General features: G+C 36.1%; 20 protein-coding genes. 6 read left to right on the top strand and 14 right to left on the bottom strand.

Annotated features, from left to right (window positions below; translation table 11 throughout):
• Nucleotides 1–9: 9 nt before the first annotated feature.
• From rpsN to NiCM35_RS03620, 4 genes are all read right to left on the bottom strand, one after another.
• Nucleotides 10–279, bottom strand: a complete 270-nt coding sequence (gene rpsN / locus NiCM35_RS03635; RefSeq protein ID WP_095332269.1) for a 30S ribosomal protein S14 — start codon at nucleotides 277–279, stop codon at nucleotides 10–12.
• A 129-nt stretch (nucleotides 280–408) separates the two neighbouring features.
• Nucleotides 409–1,605, bottom strand: a complete 1,197-nt coding sequence (locus NiCM35_RS03630) for a GTP-binding protein (RefSeq protein WP_433778642.1) — start codon at nucleotides 1,603–1,605, stop codon at nucleotides 409–411.
• Nucleotides 1,606–1,759: 154 nt separating this feature from the next.
• Nucleotides 1,760–2,863, bottom strand: coding sequence for a DUF4236 domain-containing protein (locus NiCM35_RS03625; RefSeq protein WP_433778640.1), 1,104 nt, complete (start codon nucleotides 2,861–2,863; stop codon nucleotides 1,760–1,762).
• 180 nt (nucleotides 2,864–3,043) lie between these two features.
• On the bottom strand, nucleotides 3,044–3,670 hold the full coding sequence (locus tag NiCM35_RS03620) for a metal-dependent hydrolase (protein ID WP_095332265.1): 627 nt from the start codon (nucleotides 3,668–3,670) through the stop codon (nucleotides 3,044–3,046).
• Nucleotides 3,671–4,140: 470 nt separating this feature from the next.
• On the opposite strand from NiCM35_RS03620, the gene NiCM35_RS03615 reads away from it, so the two are divergent.
• On the top strand, nucleotides 4,141–4,518 hold the full coding sequence (locus NiCM35_RS03615; protein ID WP_095332261.1) for an SLAP domain-containing protein: 378 nt from the start codon (nucleotides 4,141–4,143) through the stop codon (nucleotides 4,516–4,518).
• Nucleotides 4,519–4,582: 64 nt separating this feature from the next.
• Here NiCM35_RS03615 and NiCM35_RS03610 read toward each other — a convergent pair whose 3' ends face one another.
• Nucleotides 4,583–4,726 carry a hypothetical protein gene (locus tag NiCM35_RS03610; RefSeq protein ID WP_164463598.1) on the bottom strand — a complete coding sequence of 48 codons (144 nt, stop codon included), beginning with the start codon at nucleotides 4,724–4,726 and terminating at the stop codon, nucleotides 4,583–4,585.
• Between the two features lie 490 nt (nucleotides 4,727–5,216).
• On the opposite strand from NiCM35_RS03610, the gene NiCM35_RS03605 reads away from it, so the two are divergent.
• From NiCM35_RS03605 to NiCM35_RS03590, 4 genes are all read left to right on the top strand, one after another.
• On the top strand, nucleotides 5,217–6,797 hold the full coding sequence (locus NiCM35_RS03605; protein WP_433778637.1) for an acyl CoA:acetate/3-ketoacid CoA transferase: 1,581 nt from the start codon (nucleotides 5,217–5,219) through the stop codon (nucleotides 6,795–6,797).
• Between the two features lie 11 nt (nucleotides 6,798–6,808).
• Nucleotides 6,809–8,056: an L-lactate MFS transporter gene (locus tag NiCM35_RS03600; RefSeq protein WP_095332257.1), complete on the top strand. Its 1,248-nt coding sequence runs from the start codon at nucleotides 6,809–6,811 to the stop codon at nucleotides 8,054–8,056.
• A 27-nt stretch (nucleotides 8,057–8,083) separates the two neighbouring features.
• A complete protein-coding gene (locus NiCM35_RS03595) occupies nucleotides 8,084–9,043 on the top strand; it encodes a DUF561 domain-containing protein (RefSeq protein ID WP_163186716.1) in 960 nt (319 codons plus the stop codon).
• A 200-nt stretch (nucleotides 9,044–9,243) separates the two neighbouring features.
• Nucleotides 9,244–10,593, top strand: a complete 1,350-nt coding sequence (locus NiCM35_RS03590) for a sigma-54 interaction domain-containing protein (RefSeq protein ID WP_095332253.1) — start codon at nucleotides 9,244–9,246, stop codon at nucleotides 10,591–10,593.
• A 170-nt stretch (nucleotides 10,594–10,763) separates the two neighbouring features.
• On the opposite strand, the gene NiCM35_RS03585 is transcribed toward NiCM35_RS03590, so the two are convergent.
• The 6 genes from NiCM35_RS03585 to NiCM35_RS03560 all read right to left on the bottom strand — a co-directional run bounded on the left by NiCM35_RS03585 (nucleotide 10,764) and on the right by NiCM35_RS03560 (nucleotide 18,329).
• Nucleotides 10,764–11,564: a formate/nitrite transporter family protein gene (locus tag NiCM35_RS03585; RefSeq protein ID WP_095332251.1), complete on the bottom strand. Its 801-nt coding sequence runs from the start codon at nucleotides 11,562–11,564 to the stop codon at nucleotides 10,764–10,766.
• A gap of 25 nt (nucleotides 11,565–11,589) precedes the next feature.
• Entirely contained in the window at nucleotides 11,590–12,312 is a 723-nt protein-coding gene (locus NiCM35_RS03580; protein WP_095332249.1) for a sirohydrochlorin chelatase, read from the bottom strand.
• Complete coding sequence (cobA, locus tag NiCM35_RS03575; protein WP_171509473.1) at nucleotides 12,312–13,748, bottom strand: uroporphyrinogen-III C-methyltransferase; 1,437 nt, start codon at nucleotides 13,746–13,748, stop codon at nucleotides 12,312–12,314. Before cobA ends, NiCM35_RS03580 begins: the two co-directional genes overlap by 1 nt.
• A 3-nt stretch (nucleotides 13,749–13,751) precedes the next feature.
• Nucleotides 13,752–14,069 (bottom strand): nitrite reductase small subunit NirD, encoded by a 318-nt coding sequence (gene nirD, locus NiCM35_RS03570; protein WP_095332329.1) that lies wholly within the window; start codon nucleotides 14,067–14,069, stop codon nucleotides 13,752–13,754.
• 32 nt (nucleotides 14,070–14,101) lie between these two features.
• The gene (gene nirB / locus NiCM35_RS03565) at nucleotides 14,102–16,507 is read right to left on the bottom strand and encodes a nitrite reductase large subunit NirB (protein ID WP_095332245.1); all 2,406 of its coding nucleotides are present in this window, start codon (nucleotides 16,505–16,507) and stop codon (nucleotides 14,102–14,104) included.
• A 382-nt stretch (nucleotides 16,508–16,889) separates the two neighbouring features.
• Complete coding sequence (locus NiCM35_RS03560) at nucleotides 16,890–18,329, bottom strand: glycoside hydrolase family 1 protein (protein WP_095332243.1); 1,440 nt, start codon at nucleotides 18,327–18,329, stop codon at nucleotides 16,890–16,892.
• 329 nt (nucleotides 18,330–18,658) lie between these two features.
• Here NiCM35_RS03560 and aiiA point away from each other — a divergent pair, with 329 nt between their 5' ends.
• Entirely contained in the window at nucleotides 18,659–19,414 is a 756-nt protein-coding gene (gene aiiA, locus NiCM35_RS03555) for a quorum-quenching N-acyl homoserine lactonase AiiA (RefSeq protein WP_095332241.1), read from the top strand.
• Between the two features lie 248 nt (nucleotides 19,415–19,662).
• On the opposite strand, the gene NiCM35_RS03550 is transcribed toward aiiA, so the two are convergent.
• The 3 genes from NiCM35_RS03550 to NiCM35_RS03540 form a co-directional block, all read right to left on the bottom strand.
• Nucleotides 19,663–21,717, bottom strand: coding sequence for an ABC transporter permease subunit (locus NiCM35_RS03550; protein ID WP_163186728.1), 2,055 nt, complete (start codon nucleotides 21,715–21,717; stop codon nucleotides 19,663–19,665).
• A 211-nt stretch (nucleotides 21,718–21,928) separates the two neighbouring features.
• Complete coding sequence (ggt, locus tag NiCM35_RS03545; RefSeq protein WP_095332239.1) at nucleotides 21,929–23,509, bottom strand: gamma-glutamyltransferase; 1,581 nt, start codon at nucleotides 23,507–23,509, stop codon at nucleotides 21,929–21,931.
• A complete protein-coding gene (locus NiCM35_RS03540) occupies nucleotides 23,506–24,738 on the bottom strand; it encodes an MFS transporter (RefSeq protein WP_433778631.1) in 1,233 nt (410 codons plus the stop codon). Before NiCM35_RS03540 ends, ggt begins: the two co-directional genes overlap by 4 nt.
• Between the last annotated feature and the right edge of the window lie 263 nt (nucleotides 24,739–25,001).

Genomic DNA, 25,001 nt, shown 5'->3' with positions numbered 1-25,001 from the left:
TTTTTCTTATTACCAGCTAGATTTTTTCACACCAGGTATTTGTCCTTTATGCGCATACTCTCTAAATGCAATCCTAGACATTTTGAATTTTCTTAAATAACCTCTCGGCCTTCCTGTAACTTCACATCTATTTTTTAACCTAGTAGGTGAGGAATCTCTCGGCAGTTTTCTTAATGCTTCAAAATCGCCCCTCTCCTTCAACTCTCTGCGAATTTCAGCGTATTTCTCTACTATTTCTCTTCTTTTTCTTTCTTTTACTACCTTTGATTTTTTTGCCAAGCTGTTTTTCCTCCTTTTCCACAAATCGTCATCATTACGATTTACCTAATCAAAAATTATTTACTTTATACTCTTCTTATATATTAAAACGAAATGATTACGATTTGCAAGTTTTCTGCTTCTGCGAAATCATCTTGCTGATAGCTGCCAATAAAATGGATCTCTCAACTGCTGCCACTCTCCAAGAAACTCTTCTTCTGTTAATAAACATTCATCCAGTTCCTTTTTTATAAGCTCTACATTTAAATCCATTCCGATTAATACAAGTTTTGTATGTCTGTCTCCAAATTGAGGGTCCCAATTTCCGCGCAAACTAGGATTGACCTTCAAAATTTCCTCTTGCCTAACTTCTGGAAGTGCTGCAACCCAGTAAGAAATTGGCTCAATACTTACGGAAGGACCTGCCTGCGATAATAATAATGCTAAGTCATTCCTCGTCGCACACCATGCTATCCCTTTCGCCCGTACAATAGAGAGTGGCATAGAATGGCACCAATCATTGAAACGTTCTGAATGAAATGGCTTTTTACTAGAATAAACAAACGAGCTAATTCCATATTCCTCTGTTTCTGGAGTATGCATGCTCGGACCCAAATTTAACTCTCTGAGCCAGCCTGCCGATTCACTAGCCCGGTCAAAGTCAAATAGATTCGTATCTAGTATTTCGTGCGGATCGATCGCGCAGTTCACTGTGCGAATAATTCTAGCAACTGGCTGTAATGTTCTAATTACCTTCTCTAATTTGTCCAAATCCTCCGCTTTTACTAAATCACATTTATTCAAGATGAGAACATCGCAAAATTCAATTTGATCGATTAATAAATCAGCGACATTTCTGTCATCCTCTTCTCCAACTGCCTCTTTTCGATCGAGCAGAGAGTCTCCTGACTCATAATCCTGCCAAAAGCGATTTGCATCTACGACCGTTACCATTGTATCCAGCTTGCAAAACTTTGTTAGGTCAATCCCCATCTCTTTGTCAATATAAGAAAAAGTCTGGGCAACCGGGATAGGCTCACTAATACCCGAGGATTCAATTAAAATATAATCAACATCCCCTTCTATCGCCAGCCTTTCTACTTCAACAAGCAAATCTTCACGCAATGTACAGCAAATGCAGCCATTCGACATTTCCACAAGCTTTTCTTCTGTTCGGGAAAATCCGCCTACCGTTTGCACTAATTCACTATCAATATTCACTTCACTCATATCATTTACAATTACTGCAACCTTCAACCCATCTCGATTATGTAATATATGATTCAGTAAAGTCGTCTTCCCTGCCCCTAAATAGCCACTTAACACTGTAACTGGTATTTTTTTCATTTTTCCACTCCCGTTATTATTTTCTTATAAATCGTAATCATTACGATTTATATAATAAACTCATTAATAAAAAAATGCAAGGGTATCAAGGAAACGTTCTTCTGAGTTCCTTGCATTAAAATTGACCTCATTAGAATTGTCTCCTCTGATTCTCTTAATTTATCGCTAATCGAGTGACTGGTTCAAAGCCTTTAGTCTTTTTGAAATGCATTTTGTGTTTGAAAGCTTCTAAAGCATCGGAGCAGTCGATATTAGCAAAATTTAATCTATTTAGTTTGCCTTTTTCTAATTTGACAGATAGAATGGTGATTTTCTCTACATATCCGGTTGCGGTATTTAAACGATTATCGACTGCATGGATATAGACCGTATGTAAGGGTAATAAAGCAAACATATCACGGGCAATTCGGATTACACAGCTGCATACGTAATCTTGTTGAATATCAAAGTACCTTCCCTTCGGCATTTGTTTTTTAGAAAGTTTCCCTGTTTTCGTTAAAGATAAGTGTTCTTTCGGAACAACATCCTCTGTATTTACTTCAAATTCAATTTCCATTACTTTCGGGTCCTCGCAGCCAAATTCAAACCCGCTTCCAAATTCCGTTAAGTCATCTAATGGAGCAAATTCCGCGATAACTTGAAAATATGTATCTATATCCCCTTCTAACACCTTTGTAGCAACCTGTACGTCTCGCTCCCAGGCAAGATATTCTTGTTTATCCTGTTCGCTTGCTGCTATCACTTCTTCTCGCAGCTTCTGTTCCGCAGCTTCTCGATTGAAGAGTTTAGAAAAAAGGCTTGGTTTATAATTTTGCAGCTTCTGTAATGCCGCTTTTTCCTTTTCTCCCATTTCTCCACTTGGAAGTTGATAAGGTGGCTCTGAACCTCTCACTTTAATCCAATTAATAGAATCATCTGCTTCTATATGAATGCTATGGATACGCTCGATCGTATTTTCATATGCCTCCACCGCAAGCTTTGCTTGCTCTAATTCATTTAGCTTTGCTATCTCTCGTTGTCTTCTATTTATATCAGTTTGTTTTTGATAGGCAGGCGATTTTCTACTTCTACTTCCTGATCCTGAGGTACTATAGGATAATCCTGTCCCCGGAATACTTGCTGTTACTCTACTGCCTGTTCGTGAGTTCACACTGTATCTTAGTCCTTTTACACCAGCGCTTATTCCTACACTTTTTTTGCCCACATTTACACGGACACCAGGAGCTATTTTAAAACTCTTGCGAAAACCATATCCCATTCTTAACGCCCCTCTTTTTTTTCCATATTATAACCTAATCCTGCGAAAACTTCGATTATACCTGATTAGACAATGTTGATGATTTATGCTTCCAATAGAAAGAATCCTCCTCACGCCTGAATGGGGGATTCTTCCTATCTAACTTCTAGTTATGTATAAAGATAGATAACTATCAACTAATTAAAATTCCTTTGATGATAAAGGTAAGAACAGTTTAACACCGCGCTTATTAACTGGCAGTATTTTCAAATCAGCTAGTAGATGACTTATGTATCCGCCTATACAAGTGTAAAACAATCCATTAATACCGAGCGAAGTCTCTAAATCAGCTGCAATAATTCCAAAAAAGATCACGCCTAAGATGGAGTGTGTATAACTTCGATGGGAAGTAAAAGATGCAATCATGATATAAATTCCTAGCAGAATAATCCAGCGCTCTTCTAAAGATATCCCCCCCATGAGTACAGCAATACCCGTGATTGTAAGCATATGTTTTTGTTTAATCAAAGATGCGATAAATAAAATCAGTATACCGATTCCGACACCCATCCACCTCTCTAACGCTGTTCTATCAAAGAAGCTATATAGAATCATCATTATTCCGATGACTTGGGCAGATAGCTGAATCATTTGATGAGGCAAAGTAATTTTCCCTCTAAGTTTTCCATCAATATCAAGATCGGGAATTAATCCAGACACTGCTCCTATAGAAACAAACAAGAGTGTCTCCGATGGTGTGGATTGCACCGTATGAGCAACAATAAATCCAGTCGCTGATCCAATTACAGCATGTGATGTTCCATTCAAGTTGATTACCCCTCTAACATTTAATAATTTTGCAACATTACTATTCTACACCAAAACATTTGTTCTGTTTAGACTTAATTTCGTTTACAAAAAATAGATAATGACTATTAATCTAAAAACTAGTTAATCTTCATGGTAAAATAATGGTAACCCAGAAAATTAAAGTAGGTGTATAAGAAATGTTTTTCAGAAAAATGTCTAACAGTGAAGAAGCTAATTGGCGAAAAGGGACAATAGCCGGGTTCTACGTCTATTTATTATTGTTATTTGTCAACTATACTAGTTCCCTGTTTTTCCAGAAGGAGCCTTTTAGCACAACCATCATTTTTTGGTCAGGATTGCTAGTTGCTTTCGGTTTAGATTTCATCTTAAATTTACTGTCTAGAAAAAATAATTAGTGTGTAAGTCAGCATTAATAGATTCTTTTATTCACTTATGTTACACTCACTTCAAAAGGTGGTTTTGTGCATATGCAGCAATTACTATTTGAAGCTTCCTGGGATAAACAATTAGCACCTCAGGATCGAATAAATATAGAAAAAATCTTCCGAGAAACTAAGGATTTAACAAGTTTAAACATCCTTTTCTCTCCGATCCGTGAAGCAATTAATCATAAAGAGGCATTGCTTGTGTCTGTATTGGTTCATAATTTCACAGATAGTCCACTGTCATTCCATGATACTAAATTGGCTTATTCTATTAACGGAGATATCATTGCTGAAAGAACTTTCACCCTTCCGGATTTTGTTATCCCAGCCCATACAAGTATGCCTTGGACATTTATTTTCCCTAAAGGTTCTTATCAAATGACAACTTCTTTTAAGAATGGAACAATAAAGTTCAGCTAGGTGCTAAACTATAATCATTCATACGAAATGGAGGTTAACACTAAATCGTTAGCCTCCATTTTTGTTATCCATGGGTAGCTTCTCCTAATAATACATATTTTGCTTTACTTGCAGCTTTAATTAAATCTCGTAAATCTTCTATATTCTTAAATGGTTTACTATATTGTTGAATAGGTTGAAGCACTTCACTTGTAACTATTTTTTGCACATCCTTTAAAATGTGATTTTATCTATTTATTGTTTTATTTTGTTCATAAAGGAGCACGATATACGTACCTTTAAGTGTAGCATTATTGCTCATTTTCATTTTTATCTTTTTTTATAATTTTTTTATTTATATAAAACTCTCTAATTTCATAAACCTCATGCTGGAAAACAACCTAGGAAACTCCCATTACTTTTATTTCCTAATCCTTTAGTTCTCCTATTGTTGCTTATAGACAACACTTCTCTTGACGATGAAATCAGCACACCTTGCTACTTCCCCCTCCCTCTACTTTGTTATCATTCCCTTTTTCTATCCAGCTAGCTCCATAATCATGGAAAATAAACGGCAAAAATGCTACACTTTTTTCTTCTCTTTTTCGCTTTCCTTCCCTTTATTGACTCATTTCATCCAACGTTATATTATCTTAGTGAAAATATTCACAAATAAATTCAGCTGATTATGTGAATTAAATCACAAGGGAGTGTTTAACATGTCTAAAGTAATTTCATCTAAACATGCAGCTCTATTGATAAAGGATAATGATACAATCGCAGCCAGCGGGTTTGGATTATCATGCTGGGCAGAAGAAATGGGAATTGCAATAGAAGAAGCCTTTCTCCAAAATGGTCATCCAAGAGATTTAACGGTAATTCATGCTAGTGCTGTAGGAAACCGTAAAGATAAAGGGATGAGTCATCTAGCCTATCAGGGACTAATAAAGAGATGGATTGGCGGAATTGCCTCTGCTTCTCCAGGACTTGCCAAATTAATTGAGGAAGACAAATGTGAAGCATATAATTTGCCTCAAGGTGTCATTACACAATTATATCGTGAAATTGCCGCTAAACGCCCTGGGGTTATTACCAAAGTTGGCTTAGGAACATTTGTTGATCCACGTTTAGAAGGTGGGAAAATGTCTCTTTCAACAAAAAAAGAAATCGTAAAAGTAATTGATTTAGAAGGAGAAGAATGGCTGTACTACAAAGCATTTCCCATACAAGTTGGCTTAATTAGAGGAACAGTAGCTGATGAAAATGGCAATCTTACCTTAGAAAAAGAAGGACTTCATATGGAGGTATTACCGATAGCACAAGCAGTCCGCAACTCTGGGGGGATTGTTATTGCTCAAGTAGAATCCATCGCCAAAAATGGTACATTAAATCCAAAAGATATTAAAGTTCCTGGTATTTTAGTAGATTATATCGTTGTATCCAAACCAGAAAATCACTTTCAAACCGAAAATACTTACTATAACCCAGCATTTTCTGGCCACATTAAAGTTCCAGTTAAAAATATCGAGTCTATTCCATTAGATGAGAGAAAGATCATCGCGAGACGTTCTGCCAAAGAATTAACGCCAAACTCTATCTTAAACCTTGGAGTTGGCATTCCTGTCTGCGTTTCTACTATTGCAGCCGAAGAAGGTGTAAGTGAACTACTGACATTAACAACGGAAGCGGGCTCAATTGGAGGCATTCCAGCTGGTCTTAAAGACTTTGGCCATGCCTACAATTCTGAAGCAATTCTTGACCATGATGCTCAATTTGATTTCTATGATGGAGGAGGTATTGACCTTTCTGTACTTGGATTAGCTCAAACAGATGAATTTGGTAATGTCAACGTAAGTAAATTTGGTACTAGAGTAGCAGGCTGTGGAGGTTTTATCAATATTTCACAATCAGCAAAAAAACTTGTCTTTGCTGGAACATTTACTGCAGCTGGATTAATAATTGCAATTAATGATGGAAAACTAAAAATTCTTCAAGAAGGCAAGGTGAAAAAATTCATAAAGAAAGTACAACAAGTAACTTTTAGCGGTTGGTATGCTGCACAGACTAATCAACCTGTCTTATATGTGACAGAACGAGCTGTTTTCGAGTTAATAGATGGAAAAGTGACGTTAATTGAAATTGCTCCAGGAGTGGATTTAGAAAGAAATATCCTCCATCAAATGGAATTTACTCCTGTCATTTCTCCAGATTTAAAAGAAATGGATAAGGAAATGTTCTTAGAACATTGGGGGGAATTACATTCCATTTTAAATCAAAAACAGCTAGTTAGGACTATATAGGAGGATTAGCTATGCATACTAATATCAACAGGTGGAGTGTTTTAACTGCATCCACTTTAATCAATATATGTGTTGGTGCCGTCTATGCTTTCAGTGTATTCGCATTACCATTAACAGAAAAATTCCATGCTAGTATGTCTACTATTATGATTGCTTTCACCATCAATGCAGCTATTTCTCCTATTCCTATGATCATTGGTGGAAAACTTGTAGACAAAGGCGGGGCTAAAAAAGCCATTATTATCGGAGGCTTAATGTTTGGGTTTGGATTTGTTTTTTCCGGACTTGCAACAACTCCATGGGTACTATATATTACTTACGGTTTATTGGCTGGTATTGGTCAAGGAATTGTTTACTCGGCAACGATTGGAAACACAGTCAAGCTATTTCCAGACAAAAGAGGTTTAGGAACAGGGATTGTAACAGCTGGTTATGGAGGAGGAACAATTATTATCGCACCTATAGCTAATGCCCTCATTACAACCTACGATGTTCAATTTGCATTAATAACCATTGGAATCTCTTTCTTAATAATAATCATGGCCTGCAGCTTCTTCTTTCAAGTTTGTCCTAATAATTATTTACCTGATGGATGGACAATTCCTGGGAATAAAAACGAAAATAAAAAAGCCAGTGTTCAAATAAATTGGAGAGAAATGATTAAAAAACCTATTTTTTATATTATTGCTAGTATGTTCATGATTGGAGCATTATCAGGAATGATGGTAACCTCCAATGCATCAGTTATTGCTCAAAGTATGTTTGGGCTATCTGCTGCTAGTGCCGCCCTTTTCGTGAGCTTATACTCACTTAGCAACTGTTTTGGACGTATTTTTTGGGGAGCAATCTCTGATAAATTAGGACGTACTATCTGTTTAATGTTAATTTATATTGTCATCTCCTCCATGCTTTTAACCATTGCATTATCAACATCAGTAATTGGTTTTGCTGTTGCTATTATCGGAATCGGATTATGCTTTGGCGGCACAATGGGGATTTTCCCTTCCATTGTCGGCGAAAAATTTGGAATGAAATTTTATGGGGTTAATTATGGGGTTACCTTTATTGGCTATTCTGCAGCAGCTTTTTTTGGGCCAAGAATCGCCAATACTGTTGCAGAATTAAATAATGGAGATTTTACAAACGCATTTTATATTGCATTAATCATTTCATTAGTTGGATTGATATTAACATTTATATATAAATCAATGGAGAATAAACAGCCTAAAACAATTACAAGTTCTACTAAAATAGTATAAATATAACAACCTTGGGAGGAGAAAAAAATGAGTATTACAAAATTATTAGATATTAAATATCCAATTTTTCAAGGGGGAATGGCACAAATTGCTTTTGCACCATTAGCTGGAGCCGTCTCAAACGCAGGCGGATTAGGAATTATTGCTTCTGGTGGTCTATCCGCAGACGCTTTACGGGAAGAAATTCGAAAAACAAAAGAAATTACCACCAACCCATTTGCTGTAAATTTGATGTTGATGATGAATAATATTCCTGAATTAATCGATGTTATTATTGAAGAAGGAGTAAAAATTGTCACAACAGGAGCTGGGACACCAGCCCCTTACATGTCGCTTTTTAAAGAGAATGGCATAAAAGTTATCCCGGTTGTTCCTTCTGTGAAAATCGCAAAAAAAATGGAAGCATTAGGAGCAGACGCTATTGTAGCTGAAGGTACCGAAGCTGGAGGTCATGTTGGAGAGACTACCACTATGGCTTTATTACCTCAAGTAGTAAGCGCTGTTTCTATTCCCGTTATTGGAGCAGGAGGTATCGCTGACGGAAGAGGAATTGTGGCTGCGTTTGCATTGGGAGCACAAGGCATACAGATCGGTACACGTTTCTTAGCTACTTATGAATGTCCTGTTCATGAAAATGTAAAAAAAGCAGTGCTTGATGCAATAGATACGAGTACAACAGTAACAGGCAGAAGTTTAGGCGGACCTGTTAGAAGTATTAAAAACAGTATGATTGATGAATACCTAAAACTAGAACAGCAGCATGCCTCAAGAGATGAATTAGAAAAATTGTCATTAGGCTCGTTAAGAAAAGCAGTTTTTGAGGGCGATATTGATAGAGGATCTGTTATGGCTGGTCAAATTTGTGGCTTATGTAATGAACTTACTACAGTAGAAGAAATGATTACAACACTGTTCATAGAAGCAGAGGAAGTACAAAGAAAGCTAACAAACCTATCTTTCTCCGCTAAAGAAACCGTTAATAATTAAATGACCGGGAAACAGTCAAGAACGGAGCACTATTTGGCTGTTTCCATTCTGCTAATTTGTTCCATTTTCAAAGAACCCTTCCTGCTCATCTATCTATTTTTTTCCTTAAAATAGACATAATTAGAATGAGCACATACTATGTAGCCCCTTATAATTAGAAGGTGTAAGTAGTTTTTATACAAAGGGGATGGAAATCATTGATGACTGAAAAAACAATGCAACCATTTATTGATTCACCCTCCAGTTTATTTGTTACGGACGGTTCAGGAAACATTTTAATTTCTAATGAATTTACTGCTCTAACATTAGGAATGTCACTAGAAGAGCTATTGCAGCTAAATGTACAGGACTTAGTTAAAGCAGGATATTATAAACATTCCATTACAATGGAGGCCATTCAAACAAAACAAAAAGTATGCAAAACAATTAAAACCAATAGAGGGTTTAATATTAGATCCACTGCAACACCCCTCTTATATAAAAGTGGTGAAGTGCAATTAGTTGTAACCACTTCCAATAATATCAAAATAGAAAATCAGCAAACCTTCATTGAAGTTGATTCCGTTAATAAAATGGAAGAACAAGAGAAAAAAAGAGAACAGCAAAAATTAGTAGTAGAAAGTTTAGCTATGAAGCAAATAATGAAAGTATGTAGAAAGATTTCTCATTACAATAGTAAAATACTTATCTATGGCGAATCTGGTACTGGAAAAGAAGTCATCGCAAAATATATTCATCAACATAGCGACCGAGCAGATGGGCCATTTATTACAATTAATTGTGCAGCTATTCCGCATTCTTTATTTGAATATGAGCTATTTGGATATGAAAAAGGTGTGCTAGCTGGTGTATTTGACGAAAAAAAAGGGATGATAGAGGAAGCAAATAATGGCTATTTATTTTTAGATGAAATTTCCGAAATACCTTTAGAAATGCAAGCAAAACTATTAAGAGTACTAGAGGAAAACGAACTGCGCCGCATTGGTGGAACAAAGCAAATCCCTATCAACTGTAGGGTAATTACTGCTACTAATTGTGATTTATGGGGCCTTGTGCAACAGAATAAATTTAGAGAGGACTTGTACTATCGAATTAATGTCATTCCTATTTATATTCCCCCACTTCGGCATCGAAAGCCAGATTTAGTTGGATTACTCTCTTACTTTTTGCAGAATATTAATGATAATTATGGTACTAATTATCGCTTTAAAGCAGAGGAATTTGAATACATGCTTCATCAAGAGTGGCCAGGAAATGCAAGAGAACTAAGAAACTATATTGAACGATTGGTTTTAACAGAACAAACTGTGATGAGAGAAAAGGAAGAACAAGTAACGGATTGGTTTACTCTTGATTACTTTATTAAAAGCAATATGAGCAAATTATCTCAACTAAAAGATTACACTGCTATTACAGAAGGACGATATATTCAACAAATGATAGAAATATGCAATAATAATAGCACAGAAGCAGCAAAAAAGTTAGGGATTGACCGGTCCGTAATTTATCGTAAACTAAAGAAGATGGAAAAAGTATTAAAAGATTTATAATCAAACGAGGCTCCATCAGTGCCGTTAAGAATATGGTAAAATCCCTTTATATTCAGTTGCCTCTAATTGTATGCGACAACTATTCCCTCCTATAAGTAAAATAAGCAATAAAAAAAGCTATCTTCTTATCAGATAGCTTTTTGTGATATTTTTCACATAAACAAGTAAATTTAAGCCTCTTTTTTAAAAGATTTAACCACTGCTTGTGTCTTCTCCGAAATATGATACCAATAGGCAGCTCCTACAAAAACAGCTCCACCGATAATATTTCCAATTGTAACTGGCAGTAAATTAGCAATTAGTCCGCCGATCGATACAGTTTCAGGATGAGGAATGATAAGTGCAATAGACAATAAGGTCATATTGGCGACACTATGTTCAAACCCTGATGTAATAAAGGCAAACAGACACCAAAAGATCATAATTAATTTCGCTGTTTCATCCTTTAATTTTACGGAACACCAAACAGCTAAACAAACGAGAATATTACAGAGAATCCCTCGAATCAATAATTCCATAAAAGGAGCATTCATTTTCGCTGCCGCTCCGTTTGTTATAAAATCCGCTACCCCTCCAACTGCCAAACCAGAATAGCTAAATAATAATGCTACGAGAATAGAACCGATAAAGTTACCGATATAACTGTATCCCCATACTTTCCCAGTATCCTTCCATGTGACTTTCTTCTCCAGCATGCCTATTGTCATTACCATATTATTACCGGTAAATAAGTCAGCCCCTGCCATAATAACTAAACTCAATGCAATCCCAAAGGAGACTCCCATGACAATTTTGGTACCTGCAAATCCGGTCGCACCAAGTAAGCCGCCAATAGTAAAAATAAGAATAATTCCTAATCCAACAAAAAAACCCGCAAGCATCGAACCAACTAAATACTTCTTTTTACTTGCAGTTAAAGCATTGCTTTTCATTAATGCCGTATTACTAAATGCAGTAATAACCTCTTTCATAACGACACTCCTCTACCTTTTTATTTTATATTGTAAGGCTCATGAATTGCTCTTCCATTCTTTCTAGCAAAACTTCCTTCATCAACTGGTCGTATTTTAACGGCTGACAAAGAATCACTTCTTTGTCGCTGCTTTCTATCGTGCTTTCGATTCTTTTTATTAACCTTCCTGTAAAAAGTAAATACGGGACAATATAAATCTTGTTATATGCTAATTGAAGCTTTTGTAGTTCCTCCTCAAACTCTGGCTTCCCTGCTGTTAAAAATGCAGGATATACAGAGCAAGCTAATTTTTGTTGTATATGCTCACTTATTTCCTTCAGCTTTCCAATTGGTTCGGGATCACTGCTGCCTCTCCCGACTATTAGAATTCCCCCATCATAATCCCATCCTTGTTCATTGATTCTTTTCATAACTAAGTTCAGCATTTTTGGATGGACATCAAATGGTTTAGAAACAGAAAATCGTACATCTGGAAACCTTTCTTTCACTGCCAGTAATTCTTCTGGTATATCTCTTTTAAAATGAGCTGCTGCAAACAATAGAACAGGTACGACGAGAATATCCCTTGCTCCAGCCCAAATTACTTTTTCCATCGTTTCCTCAATAGAAGGTGACGTTAGTTCTAAAAAAGCAATTTCTTGAACAGGGATATTTATTTCTTTTTTTACTGCTTCAATAAATGCGATGAATTGTTTATTACCTTCGATTATGCGGCTGCCATGGCCAATATACACAACTGCATCCATCAGCTCTCACACTTCCATTCCTGATTATCTAATACTTGCTGTACCTGTTCATCTATATGATTAAATCCCTGCTTAACAACATACTCCTGCACCGATTGGCCGATTGCCGCAAATGACAGTTCCATTGGATTCTGTGTGCTAAATTTACGCCATTCTTGTAAAAATAAATCAACAGACCGTTTATTTGGAAAAATAACCGTTTCCCATTGGTCTTCTGTCAACAAGCGTTCATTTACTTCTTGAAAACGTTCATCTATTTCAATCATATGGCTAGGAAGTGCTAGTAAATTATCGGAGAAGGCTTGTTTCTCGATTGCTTGTTCATTTCCTATTAAAATAGCACTTCTTTTGTCATACGATGCCTTTAGACTGTGTATGCCCCTTTTTTCTAATTCCTTGCGTGTTTTATCAGACAGATGTTCTATTTGTCGAGGAAGATCCCGCACATCATAATTTGCTTTAAATAGCTGAGTAAACACAAGCTCTACTCCTTCTACAGAAGCAAAAATCAGTCTTTCTGCATTTACTATCAATTGTAGCTCCTCCTCTGTATAGGAGTGCGCGTTAGATTTGATAGTGGGGAAGGCATAAGCCTCTGCACCATGTTTAGAAAAATATCTTTCTAGTACACTTTCTTCTGATGAGCTTTTTGCAATCAATAGCTTCTTTTGATAAAAGGATTTTTTCTCGAACCATGCAATAGACGATCTTAACTGGACAACATCACCAATTATTGTTAATGCTGGGTTTCCAAGCTTTGCTTCCTTTACCCTTTCTACTATTGTTTCTAAGGTCCCTTCGACTACTCGTTGTTTTCCTAGAGTGGCCCACTCAATAACAGCCACTTTCGTGTCACTAGACTTACCTTGAGCTATTAAGCTTTCACAAATTCCCGGTAAGCCTTTCACCCCCATATAATAAGCAAGTGTATCTCCTATCGCTTCTTGCTTAGGCTTATGATGAATGACCGCTTCATTTTTCTTACAAGCATGCCCTGTTCGTATCGTAAAGCTAGTACTATAATCTCGATGTGTTACCGGAATGCCGGCATAAGCACTTGCTGCAATGCTTGACGTCACTCCGGGTACTATTTCAAAAGGAATATCATATGCTGCTATTGCTTCTGCTTCTTCCCCGACTCTTCCAAAAACAGAAGGATCTCCTCCTTTTAACCGCACAACATACTTTCCTTTTAAAGCTTCTGCTACTAAAGTTTCGTTAATCTTTTCTTGTCTCATAATATGATTATTGGGCAGCTTTCCACAATAGATAAACACACAATCTCTGCTTGTAAAACGCAATAAGCGTGGATTGGCAAGTCGATCATACAAGACAACATCTGCTTTTTTTAAACATTCTCTCCCCTTAGTTGTAATTAAACCAATATCCCCAGGCCCTGCTCCCACAAATGCTACATACCCCTTGTTCGTATCCATCTCTTACACCATTATATAAATATAGTCATCTTTTATTTGTGTTTCATAAACCTCTACACAGCCATTATCCGGTTTTTGAACTTCGCCTGTGACTAAAGAAATTTTCCAATCATGCAATGGACAGAAAACAAATTCGCCTGATACAATTCCTTCTGCCAATGGACCATTTTGATGGGGACAGTTATTCGCAATAGCTCTAACCTCTCCATTAGAAAGATGAAATAAAGCAATTGATTTTCCTTTTAAATGAACCTCTTTACCAATTTGTTTAGGTAAATCAGCTAGTTTCATAATCTTATTCCATTCTAAAGTTGCCGTCATCATGTATTCCCTCCATTTTTGTTCTATAGCTATTAGCCTTTTATCACTTCATACATTTCTCTCTTCATTTGGTCGTTTAAAACAGTAGACCAAGCTTCTTCGTATGTTGTTTTTGCACGCTCAAATCTGCTTACAAACTGTTTCATATTTCTAGCATTTAGTAGTGTTTCTTTCACTGTTTCAATCCCCATACGTTCCACCCATGGAGCCGTTCTTTCTCCATAGTTCGCATTTTCACGATAATATTGAACAAATGCCTTGGCCATTGTAATTACTTCTTCTTCTGTTTGAACTGTTGTTAAGCTATCGCATTCACGTACTTCTGTTCCGCCATTTCCACCAATATACAACTGATAGCCATTTTCTACGCAAATAACACCAAAGTCTTTTGTCAATACTTCTGCACAGTTTCTTGGACATCCTGTTACTCCCATTTTCATTTTATGCGGAGTGTCGACCATTTCTAGTTCTTGTTCTAACTTAATGCCAAGTCCCAATGAATCTTGGGTGCCGAAGCGGCAAAATCTTGACCCAACACATGATTTTACGTTACGAAGAGATTTAGAATAAGCATAACCAGAACGCATTCCTAGCTCTTCCCAAACATGTGGGACATCTTCTTTCTTCACACCATATAATCCAATCCGGCTTGCCCCGGTAATTTTCACTAATGGCACATTGTATTTTTTCGCTACCTCTCCGATTTTCACTAAATCCTCTGCAGTAGTTGTTCCGCCATACATACGAGGAATGATGGAGAATGTCCCATCTTTTTGAATATTCCCTTCCATTTTCTCATTAACAAATCTTGATGCCTTATCGTCCTCGTACTCTTCTGGGAACAGCATACGCATATAATAGTTTAACGCTGGGCGGCATTTTGAACAGCCTTCTTCACTTGCAAAACCAAGCACCATTCTAACTTCTTTTGGAGATTTAAGCTGCATTTCTTTTATTTGTGCTACTACTTCATCACGAGTAAGTGTTGTACAGCTGCACATCCCTGTTTTTTGAATGGATGCATCAAAGCTGTCACCAAGTGTATGCGCTAAAATCCCTTCAACTAGTGGTTTACATTTACCACAAGATGCTCCTGCCTTTGTACATCCTTTTACTTCTTCAAAAGTAGTTAATCCCTGCTCTAGGATAGAATGAACGATAGTACCTTTTGTTACCCCATTACATCCACATACAGTGTCATCTGCACTCATGCTTGCTACTAAATCTTCTTCTGCGTCCTCCCCGCTCTTGCTTAATACAGAGGAACTTGTATACTCACTAATATCTGCTTGTTTCTTCAACATATTAAATAGCCGAGTTCCATCGGAAGCATCTCCGTATAAGACAATTCCAACAATTTTGTTGTCTGTTACTAAAATCTTTTTATATACTTTTGCAAATTGGTCATGAACAATAATTGCTTCCGTATTTTCATCCTCATGGATTTTCCCTCCTGAAAATAAGTCACACCCTGCTACTTTCAATTGAGTAGAAAGAATTGATCCTTGATATCCTTTTCCTTCTTTGCCTGTTATATAATCGGCAAGAGCCATTCCTTGTTCATATAGAGGAGCAACTAATCCATAGGCAATTCCATTATGCTCTGCACATTCCCCTACTGCAAAGATGGATGGATCAGATGTAACCATATGATCATTCACAATGATCGCGCGATTTACTTCTAATCCTGCCTCACGGGCAATTGCTACATTTGGTCTAATACCAACAGCCATTACGACAAGATCACAATCAACTGTTGTTCCATCTGTAAATTTCAATCCTTGAACTCGTTTATCTCCATATATCTCTGCTGTCTGTTTTTCCATTAAGAACTTCATACCTTGTGCTTCTAAATCTTTTCTAAGAAGATTTGCTGCTGCTGCATCTAATTGCTGCTCCATTAAAGTTGGCAATAAGTGAACAACATGAACTTCCATTCCACGATCTATTAATCCTCTTGCAGCTTCTAATCCTAGTAATCCTCCGCCGATAACAACCGCTTTTTTATAAGTCTTTGCTGTTTCCAGCATTTTTTCCGTATCGTCAATGGTTCTGAATCCAATTACACCTTCTAAATCACTTCCAGGTATCGGTAAAATAAAGGCACTAGATCCTGTTGCAAGGATAAGTTCATCATATTCTATCGCTTTTCCTTTATCCGTAAGGACCGCTTTCTCTTCTCGATCAATCTTTATTGCTTTTTCGCCTGTTAAAAGATGAATATGATTCTCTTGATACCAATTCCAGTCATTAATATTAATATCATTTACAGTTGTTTTTCCTTGCAAAACATTTGAAAGCATAATCCGATTATAGTTTGGATATGGCTCATCCCCAATAATCGTTATGTCAAAAAGGTCAGCATTTCTCTTCAATATTTCTTCAATCGTCCGAACTCCTGCCATTCCATTTCCAATCATCACTAATCTCTTTTTCATTTTTCGTCCCTCCAAGACTTATCTAGTAAGGTGATTTGTTTGTGAAATAAATCACATAAAAATCCATAATAAACAATTCGTAAATAATTTTCGTATGTCCTCTTATCACTATGCTAATGAGAATAGTCATATCCCTAAATTTTCCTTCTTGAAGATAAACTCTATTGGAGTATGGATTTTTTCAACATAGTGTTCAAAAGAAATAATTAAAATACATCTTTTGCAGTTTCATTATATATTCTTTTATGGGCAAAAACGGAGGGTAAATTTGACGATTCCATGAACATCTTTTGTCATTTTTATGTCTAGCAGAAAAGTACAAAGTAAATTTAAACTAAAAAAAGAAGGACAAACCTGCAAATATATGCAGGTTCATTCCTTCCTAGCGATTCTCACCATTTGATTCAATTACTTCTTTATACCAATAAAAGCTCTTCTTCTTGATTCGACGAAGGTCATGTGTTCCCTCTTCATGCTGATTGATATAGACAAAACCATATCGTTTTTGGAAGCCATTCAGCCAGCTTAACAGATCTGTAAATGACCACACACAATATCCTAGCAGATCTACACCATCCGTAATAGCTTCTTGCATCGCATTTATATGGGATCGAATAAAATCAATACGGTAATCATCATTGATAATATCGCCTTCTTCTAGTTTATCAAAAGCACCTAAGCCATTTTCACTAATAAGAATAGGAAGCTGGTATCTATTTGTAATCCTGCGAAGAGCGATCCGTAATCCTTGTGGATCAATATTCCAATCCCAATCCGTTCTTTCTAAGTTTGGATTTTCTACTGTTTTAAACACTCCAGGAATTCCTGAATCCTGCGAAGTTCCTTTTTTACCAGAAGTGTTCATTTCAGCACTGCCTACTCCACCTTCTAGAGGATTTTTCTCAAAGGTCGTTGTTTGATAATAGTTAAGTCCCATGAAATCAGGAGTGCCTTCTCGTAATAATTCAAAATCTCCCTCTTCAACCTCTGGAGTCAATCCATTTGCTTCTAAATAGTTCCATGCAGCTTCTGGATATCTTCCCCATGCATACATATCCATCCACCAATGACTATTTAATTCTTCCGCATTCTCTGCTGCAATAATATCTTCTGGCTTTGAAGTTAAAGCATATGCAGGAGAGTAAGCAAAGCTTGGTCCAATTTTCCCACTTGGAACATATTGGCGGAAAGCCTTAATAACACTCGCATTTGCTAAATTCGCATGATGGTTCACTTGATAGAATCGTTTTTCATCTGTTACTCCAGGTGGATGTACAGCCATGCGATAGCCTAAACCAGTGAAAATATTTTGTTCATTTAAACTTACCCAATATTTCACTCGATCTCCAAATTGCTTGAATAATTCGATACTATAATTCGTAAAATCCTCAATAATTTGGCGCGATTCCCACCCACCATATTCATCTTGCAGTGCTTGCGGAAGATCCCAATGATAAAGAGTTAGCACTGGCTCAATTTTATATTTAATTAATTCATCAATTAAATCATTATAAAAATCAATTCCCGCTTGATTTACCTCTCCTTTTCCATTCGGAAAAATTCGCGTCCAAGCAACCGAAAATCGGTATGCCTTCATTCCCATTTCAGCCATTAACTGTACATCTTCTTTATAACGATGATAATGATCTACCGCTACATCCCCATTTGTACCTTTAAATGTTTTTCCCGGTATTCTAACAAACGTATCCCAAATGGATACTCCCTTGCCATCCTCATTCCATGCACCTTCTACTTGATAAGCTGCCGATGCAGCACCCCAAAGGAAGTTACTAGGGAACGCTTTCAAAGATTGGTGAATCATTTGGCTACACTCCTTATTCGATAGACTTAACATTAATTATTTAACTATACATATTCTACTATCAAAGGTATAGTTGATTATAAAATAAGTATATACATATAATTATATTTTGGCAACTTTTGTATATTAAATAATTATGACAGTTAAAGGGGAATAGACATTCAAATGAATACCAGCAAAATGCTTTACTTAAAAATATATATTCTGAGATTTCGATTGAACTCAAATCCCCAAATAATTTCCACTATAAAAATTTCTTTGTCCAAAAAAGAAATCTATGACATACTATAATAAATCTGACTATTAAGAAAATTAAGGAGGAGAAATAGATGATAGAAAGACTTTACTGGTTACCTACAGGAAAGCTAACGCTTGATCATTCGTCTTTAAACCAAAAATTAGTACCTGGTAAGCTTTTAACCTTACAAATATGGTCCTATCTCCTAGAAACAAAGGAGGGCCCAATTATTATTGACACAGGAATGCCAGAATCATTTATTGAAAATCCAAGTTACTTTGATGATACCCCATATGAAGGTTTATTTTTACCAAATATGAGAAAGGAAGATCATATACTTGCTGTTTTAGATAATATTGGTTATAAACCGAATGACATTCAAGCGATCATTTCATCTCATCTACATATGGATCATGCAGGTGGAAATCCTCTGTTTCCTAAAACACCTATATTTGTTCAACAAGCAGAGCTGGATGTTGCTATTGGAAACGAAAATTATGCTCCACCAGAGTGTACTCAAGATAACTTAAATTATAAAGCCATTCAAGGTGATTATGAACTCATGCCAGGGATTCAACTTCTCTTTACTCCTGGCCATACACCAGGACACCAATCAATTCTCGTTACAACGAAACAATCTGGCCCTATTTTATTGACGATTGATTTAGCATATACGAGAGAAAACTACGAAGATGATATTCCATTTGCTACATTTGATCAACAACTAGCCAGTGAATCGATTAGAAAAATAAAAAGACTTATGGCTGAAGTATGCCCTAGCCACATTTTTTATGGTCATGATTTGAGTCAAGCAACTACACAGAAGACTTACCCTGATTTTTCTTAAAGATAAACAAAGTTTTTTATCGAAAGAAATAAAAAGAAAGGATGCCGAGATCAAAACGGCATCCTTTCTTTTACCTTCCTAATAATTTCTTCTCTTATCCTAAAAAAGCATAACAGTAAAACAGCAATTTTCTATTCTATTTCAACTTTGCTTATATAATCAATCCGTTTGTGCAGCATAATGAAATTTGCCATGTTATCCTCCTGCAATTACATTCCCTTTCATGCAAAAACCGACCATAAAAACTTTTAATTTCCCTTTCCCCCTATTTGGGCAAAACTTTCTTTTGTGACACCTAAGTTAATTTCTTTTGGATTTTCTTTCTCTTTTCTCTTACTAAGGCTTGGACGTTTAAAGATTACACCAACTTTTACTTGCTGGACCTCTTTTACTCCTTGGACAATCAACTGCATGGCAAATATAGTAATAATAAATGGCACGAGTATATATAAGAACCAGTATCTTCCTGCCCCGATCGCCTCTCTACCAATCTGGCCTATTAATCCCGACCATTCACGAGTAGATGATCTAGGGTTATCCGCCAACATCATGTCCATCGGAGATTTAGTACCACCGAGAAAAAAATCAAACATTCCTAAGTGCATAAAGATTAACATAACTTGAATGAATTGCTGTCCGAATAGAATCGTAAGCCTTGGACCTATATGAGGGAGAATATGGCGAATAAATATTTTAAATTTGCCACCTCCCATTACCCTCGCGCTTGCAATAAACTCATACTCTAATACTCGATTGATTTCTTTTCCGAGTAAGGTAGTCGTTAATGGAACAACTAACAACGTTAAAATAATTGTTTCCGATATAACTCGTTCCGTAAAGGAATTCATAAAACTACCGTCAATTCCAGGTAATAAAATTGGTTTTAACAGAATATAGGCAATTAAACTTAATGGCATAAAGTGAATAGAATCCACCATTTTGGCGAGTATTTGCTGAAAGGAGTGTTTTAAATAAAAAGAGTAAACCACTCCAAACAATAGTCCACCTATCACCCGTAAAAAGGCAATAAGTAAGCCAAAAATTAATGTATACTTAGCTCCAACCACTATTTGATCAAAGATGCTGTATCCGACTTTATCGGATCCAAAGAAAAAAGGTTCTGTTGGAGCGAATGGTGCTTTTGCTAACAATGTGGCTCCATCTTCGGCATAAAGTAATTTCTGCTGCTCTATATAATCATTAGTGGTTGCAGAATAAATAAGGCTATACCCTATTGTTACAATAAAAAATAAGCTACCTAATGCAAATTTCCAATTTTTCATATGTAATCCAATAATTTTCCCTAACCACTTTATTGGTCGAATGATCGAAAACTTTCCCCAATTAAACTGCTGTAAACTCTCTTTTATATCCATCCATCTTATTTTTAGCGATAATCGTAAATTAGTCATGCTCCATTCCTGTTTCCAGGATTCTCTTTTCACTTCTCGCATTTTTTCTTCTTCCTTTATTACTACCATATCTACTATTTGAAAAATAATAAAAAATGGTGTGAAAATTAATAACAAAGAAACAGCGACAGTGATTGGTTTAAAGCTCGCCAATAGAAAATGAGTAAGTCCATGAACATTAAATAATCGTTCGATAACAAATTGACTAGATAATAACCCCCAAATAATAATCTTCATGTGATGAAAGGAGACGGGAATAATATTACGAATAATATGCTTGCATAGGATTGGCAAATCATGTATCCCTTTGCTTCTTGCAAACGTAACGTACATTTTTAAATATTCTTCTTCCATCATGAGAAGAAGTATTTTGAACAAAGAAACAGCCGGTACAATAGATAGGGTAAGAATAGGGCCTAAATAAGCTTTTTCTGAATATGTAGCTACTTGGAAAATTTCCACACCTGTCGTTTTAAAGATAAAGAGAACAAATGCTTGAAGTAGTGTAGCGACAATGATATCTGGAACTGACTCGGCGAAATCTAGGATTCTTTTAACCGGTTGTAGAAGAAATCTTGGAAGAAAAAAAGCAAAAAGAGCTAAAATGAAAGCAATACCAAATCCTAACAAAATCGCTCCAAATAGAATCTCCATTGAATAGATGAATGCTGGCAATAGAACATGAAAAATTGGTGTTTCCACCCCATTTAAGAAGTATACCCATTTATCCAGTTGGAAAAATTCATCCTTTAAAAAAGAGACAAATATAGAGAAATAACTTTCCCCTTCTGAAAACATTTTCATTTGAAAATATTGGGGTAAAACGCTTAATGCTAGTATTGCTATTACACCAAGTAAATAATAGATAATTAGTTTCGCAAATTTTTTCATCGCTCCCTTCATTCTCCCCCTTTTCATTTACTTTAATATTTGTACTATTCTCAAATTATATGGATATATCGTTTGTTTTTCAACCCTATTTTTTCCAATTTAATAAAGTTTGCTAGACGAGGGCAGATTGGAATGAATGATATAAACTTTTTTCCATAAAAAAGAGCCAACTTCTAGCAGAAGTTCACTCTTAGTCCTAACTCTTGATTATTTATTTTCCTATGGCAGCTCCATCACTTCTTGGGTCGACACCACCATATAAAAATCCTTGTTCATCGATCAAAATAGCATTTGCATGCCCCATAATTCCGTCAAATGCTTCTACTCGGTTTACGATATGACCAGCCTTTTGCAGCTTTTCCAAAACATTTGCCGAAACACGGTTTTCTATTTTTAGCTCTTCGGTTTTTTCTCCCCATGTACGCCCCCATACAAACCGTGGCTCACTTATTGCTATTTGGGGATCAAGTCCATAGTCAAGCATTCTCGTAATCATCAAAGTTTGTGTCTGCGGCTGCCCTTCCCCGCCTTGTGTACCATACAACACATATGGTTTGTTCTCTTTAAAAGCCATGGCAGGCATCAAAGTATGGAATGTCCGCTTATTTGGCTCCAATGTATTAACATGATCAGGATCAAGAGAGAAAAATGAGCCTCTATTTTGCATAGTAATCCCCGTATCTCCCGCAACCACACCAGAACCAAATTCAAAATATAGGCTTTGAATAAACGAAACAGCATTCCCATCTTTATCCACAACGGCGGCATGAGCTGTATCGCTTCCAACAGGGCGCGAACTATAATCTGTTGTATATTCTAAGGAGATGGAATCCGCCATCTCCTTAGAATACTTTTTGCTTAATAACTGCTCTAATGGAATTTTATGAAATGTCGGATCTGTCAGATGCTCATTCCGATCTTGAAAGCTTCTTTTCACTGCTTCTATTATTAGCTGATAATATTCATAGGATTCATACGGAATGGATGAAAAATCGAAATTTTCTAATATATTTAAAATCATGAGTCCCACAAAGCCTTGTGAATTGGGACGAGCCTGATACATAGTATAAGAGCGATAGGTACTAGTGAGCGGTTCACTCCATTCCCCTTTATGTGCGGCAAAATCTGCTATTGTTAAATAGCTTCCTTTTTTCTTCAAACCTGAAATAATTCTATAGGCCAGTTCTCCTTTATAAAAATCATCTCTTCCTTTTGCTCCTAATTGTTTTAACGTGTTCGCTAAATTCTTTTGCACAAACCGAGAAAATTTTTCAGGAACCTTTCCATCTGGCAGAAAAACAGCAGCAGTTTCTTCTATACTTCTTAAAAGCTCCTCATTTTTTATCGTATTTTCATATTGATCATTAGATAAAGGAAAACCCTTTTCTGCATATTCAATAGCAGGCTGTAAGACTTCTGCAAGAGTCATACTTCCATATTCTTTTAAGATAGCATCCCAGCTATCCACCATGCCAGGAACAGTTAGAACACTTTCGATTCCTCGAAAAGGAATGCTCTCTTTTCCCTTAAACATTTCTCTTGTAACAGCCGCTCCTGACTTCCCACTTCCATTATAAGTACGCACTTTCCCTGTCTTTTCCTTATAAGTCAGCCAAAAAGAATCTCCACCAAGACCAGTCATATGCGGATATACTACAGCTAAGCAAGCACTCACAGCAACAGCAGCATCAAATGCATTGCCTCCCTTTTGGAGAATTTGTTCACCTGCTTGTGAAGCCAAATAATGTGGACTTACAATCATTGATTCTGTGCCTACTATTACTTTATTCAACTTACTATTTCCTCCTTAAGTCCAACATTAATCGCTGCTTTATTGTCTTCTTTCCCTTTATAGCTTGTAAATATAAACAATATGGCACCAATAATTAATAACCCGCCGGCTAGATAAAATCCGAATTCTAGACTGCCAGTTTTATCAGCGAAATACCCCGTAATATATGGCGCAAATATAGAAGAAAGCATCCCGCTAAAGTTAAAGAACCCATAAACTCTTGAATACATCGACTTCGGTGTAATATCTGCCATATACGAAATTAATACTGGATCCAGCGCTAATTTTCCAAGCAAACCATATAAACATAATCCGACAATCAGCAAGGAATAATTGTCTGTATAAGGAATAGCAAATTGACAAATTGCTCCAGCTAATGCCAATGTTATAATTAACGGCTTTTTACTTTTAATGCGATCAGATAAGAAACCAAATAGAATGGCACCTGGAATGGAAGCCCAAGGCACTAAAGAAGAGATAATCCCCGTTTGAGATGCTTCAATACCTCTTGCTGTTTGTAAGTAATAAGGAAGCCATGTTAGCATACCGAAAAATCCATATAAGGAACAAAAGATTAAGATATATACAAAAATATGATTTTTAGTGAAAATTTTCTTCATCTCGACTTTTTCATATTCAGATTCTACTTTCTTCTCCTTATGTGAATTATCACGAACAAATATGCCTATTAAAATAGCAACCAAAACGGTAGGGATGGCAAAAACATAAAACGGAAACTGCCAGCCTTTATTTAATGTGTAGGTAAAATAGCTGGATGACATAAATCCTAACGAAATACCAAAAGCCATGCCACTATTAATAATAGCTGAGACTAAGCCGCGATATTTCTTTGGGGTTATCGTAGAAGAGATACCATACTGTGAACCATAATAAGTGCCTTCTCCTAACCCAGTAATTGCTCTCATGATTAAAAACATTGCAAACGTAGTAGATGCACCACTTAAATATGTACCAACACCAAAAACGATAAAGCCAATTACTAACACCTTTACTCGCCCAAATTTATCTGCTAAAAAGCCAGTAGGGATTTGCATAAAAGCATAGGCAGCAAAAAACACAGTAGCCATTAATCCTAATTCGGTTTGGTTTAAGTTCCATTCTTCTCCAATACTTCCCATGACTGGTGATAGAATATTACGATCTGCATACATAAATACCCAACCTAAAAAGAATAAAAAGATAACAAGTACAGGATGTGATTTTTTCATATTGTAATCCCCTTTTCTGAATGTTGGGACAATTGTAACATGAGTAAAAAAATAAATTATGCTTCTTGTCAGAAAATCTAACACATTTTTTCAATAAGAAAAATTTTTCAAGTAAAACCTTTCAGATTGTTGTAATAATAATAGCAATCTATTTCATAAAGTTCTCATTAAGGTCTTATAGGTTTCCAAACGAAAATGAAACCAATTTCATTTTCATATATCTAAATAAGTATATGTGGATATACCTCTCTCCCAGCGAGCCA

It is taken from the genome of Niallia sp. M35, assembly GCF_050971705.1.
GTDB lineage: Bacteria > Bacillota > Bacilli > Bacillales > Cytobacillaceae > Niallia > Niallia circulans_A.
The sequence above is the reverse complement of the archived record's forward strand: the minus strand, read 5'-3'. Positions and strand labels throughout refer to the sequence as shown.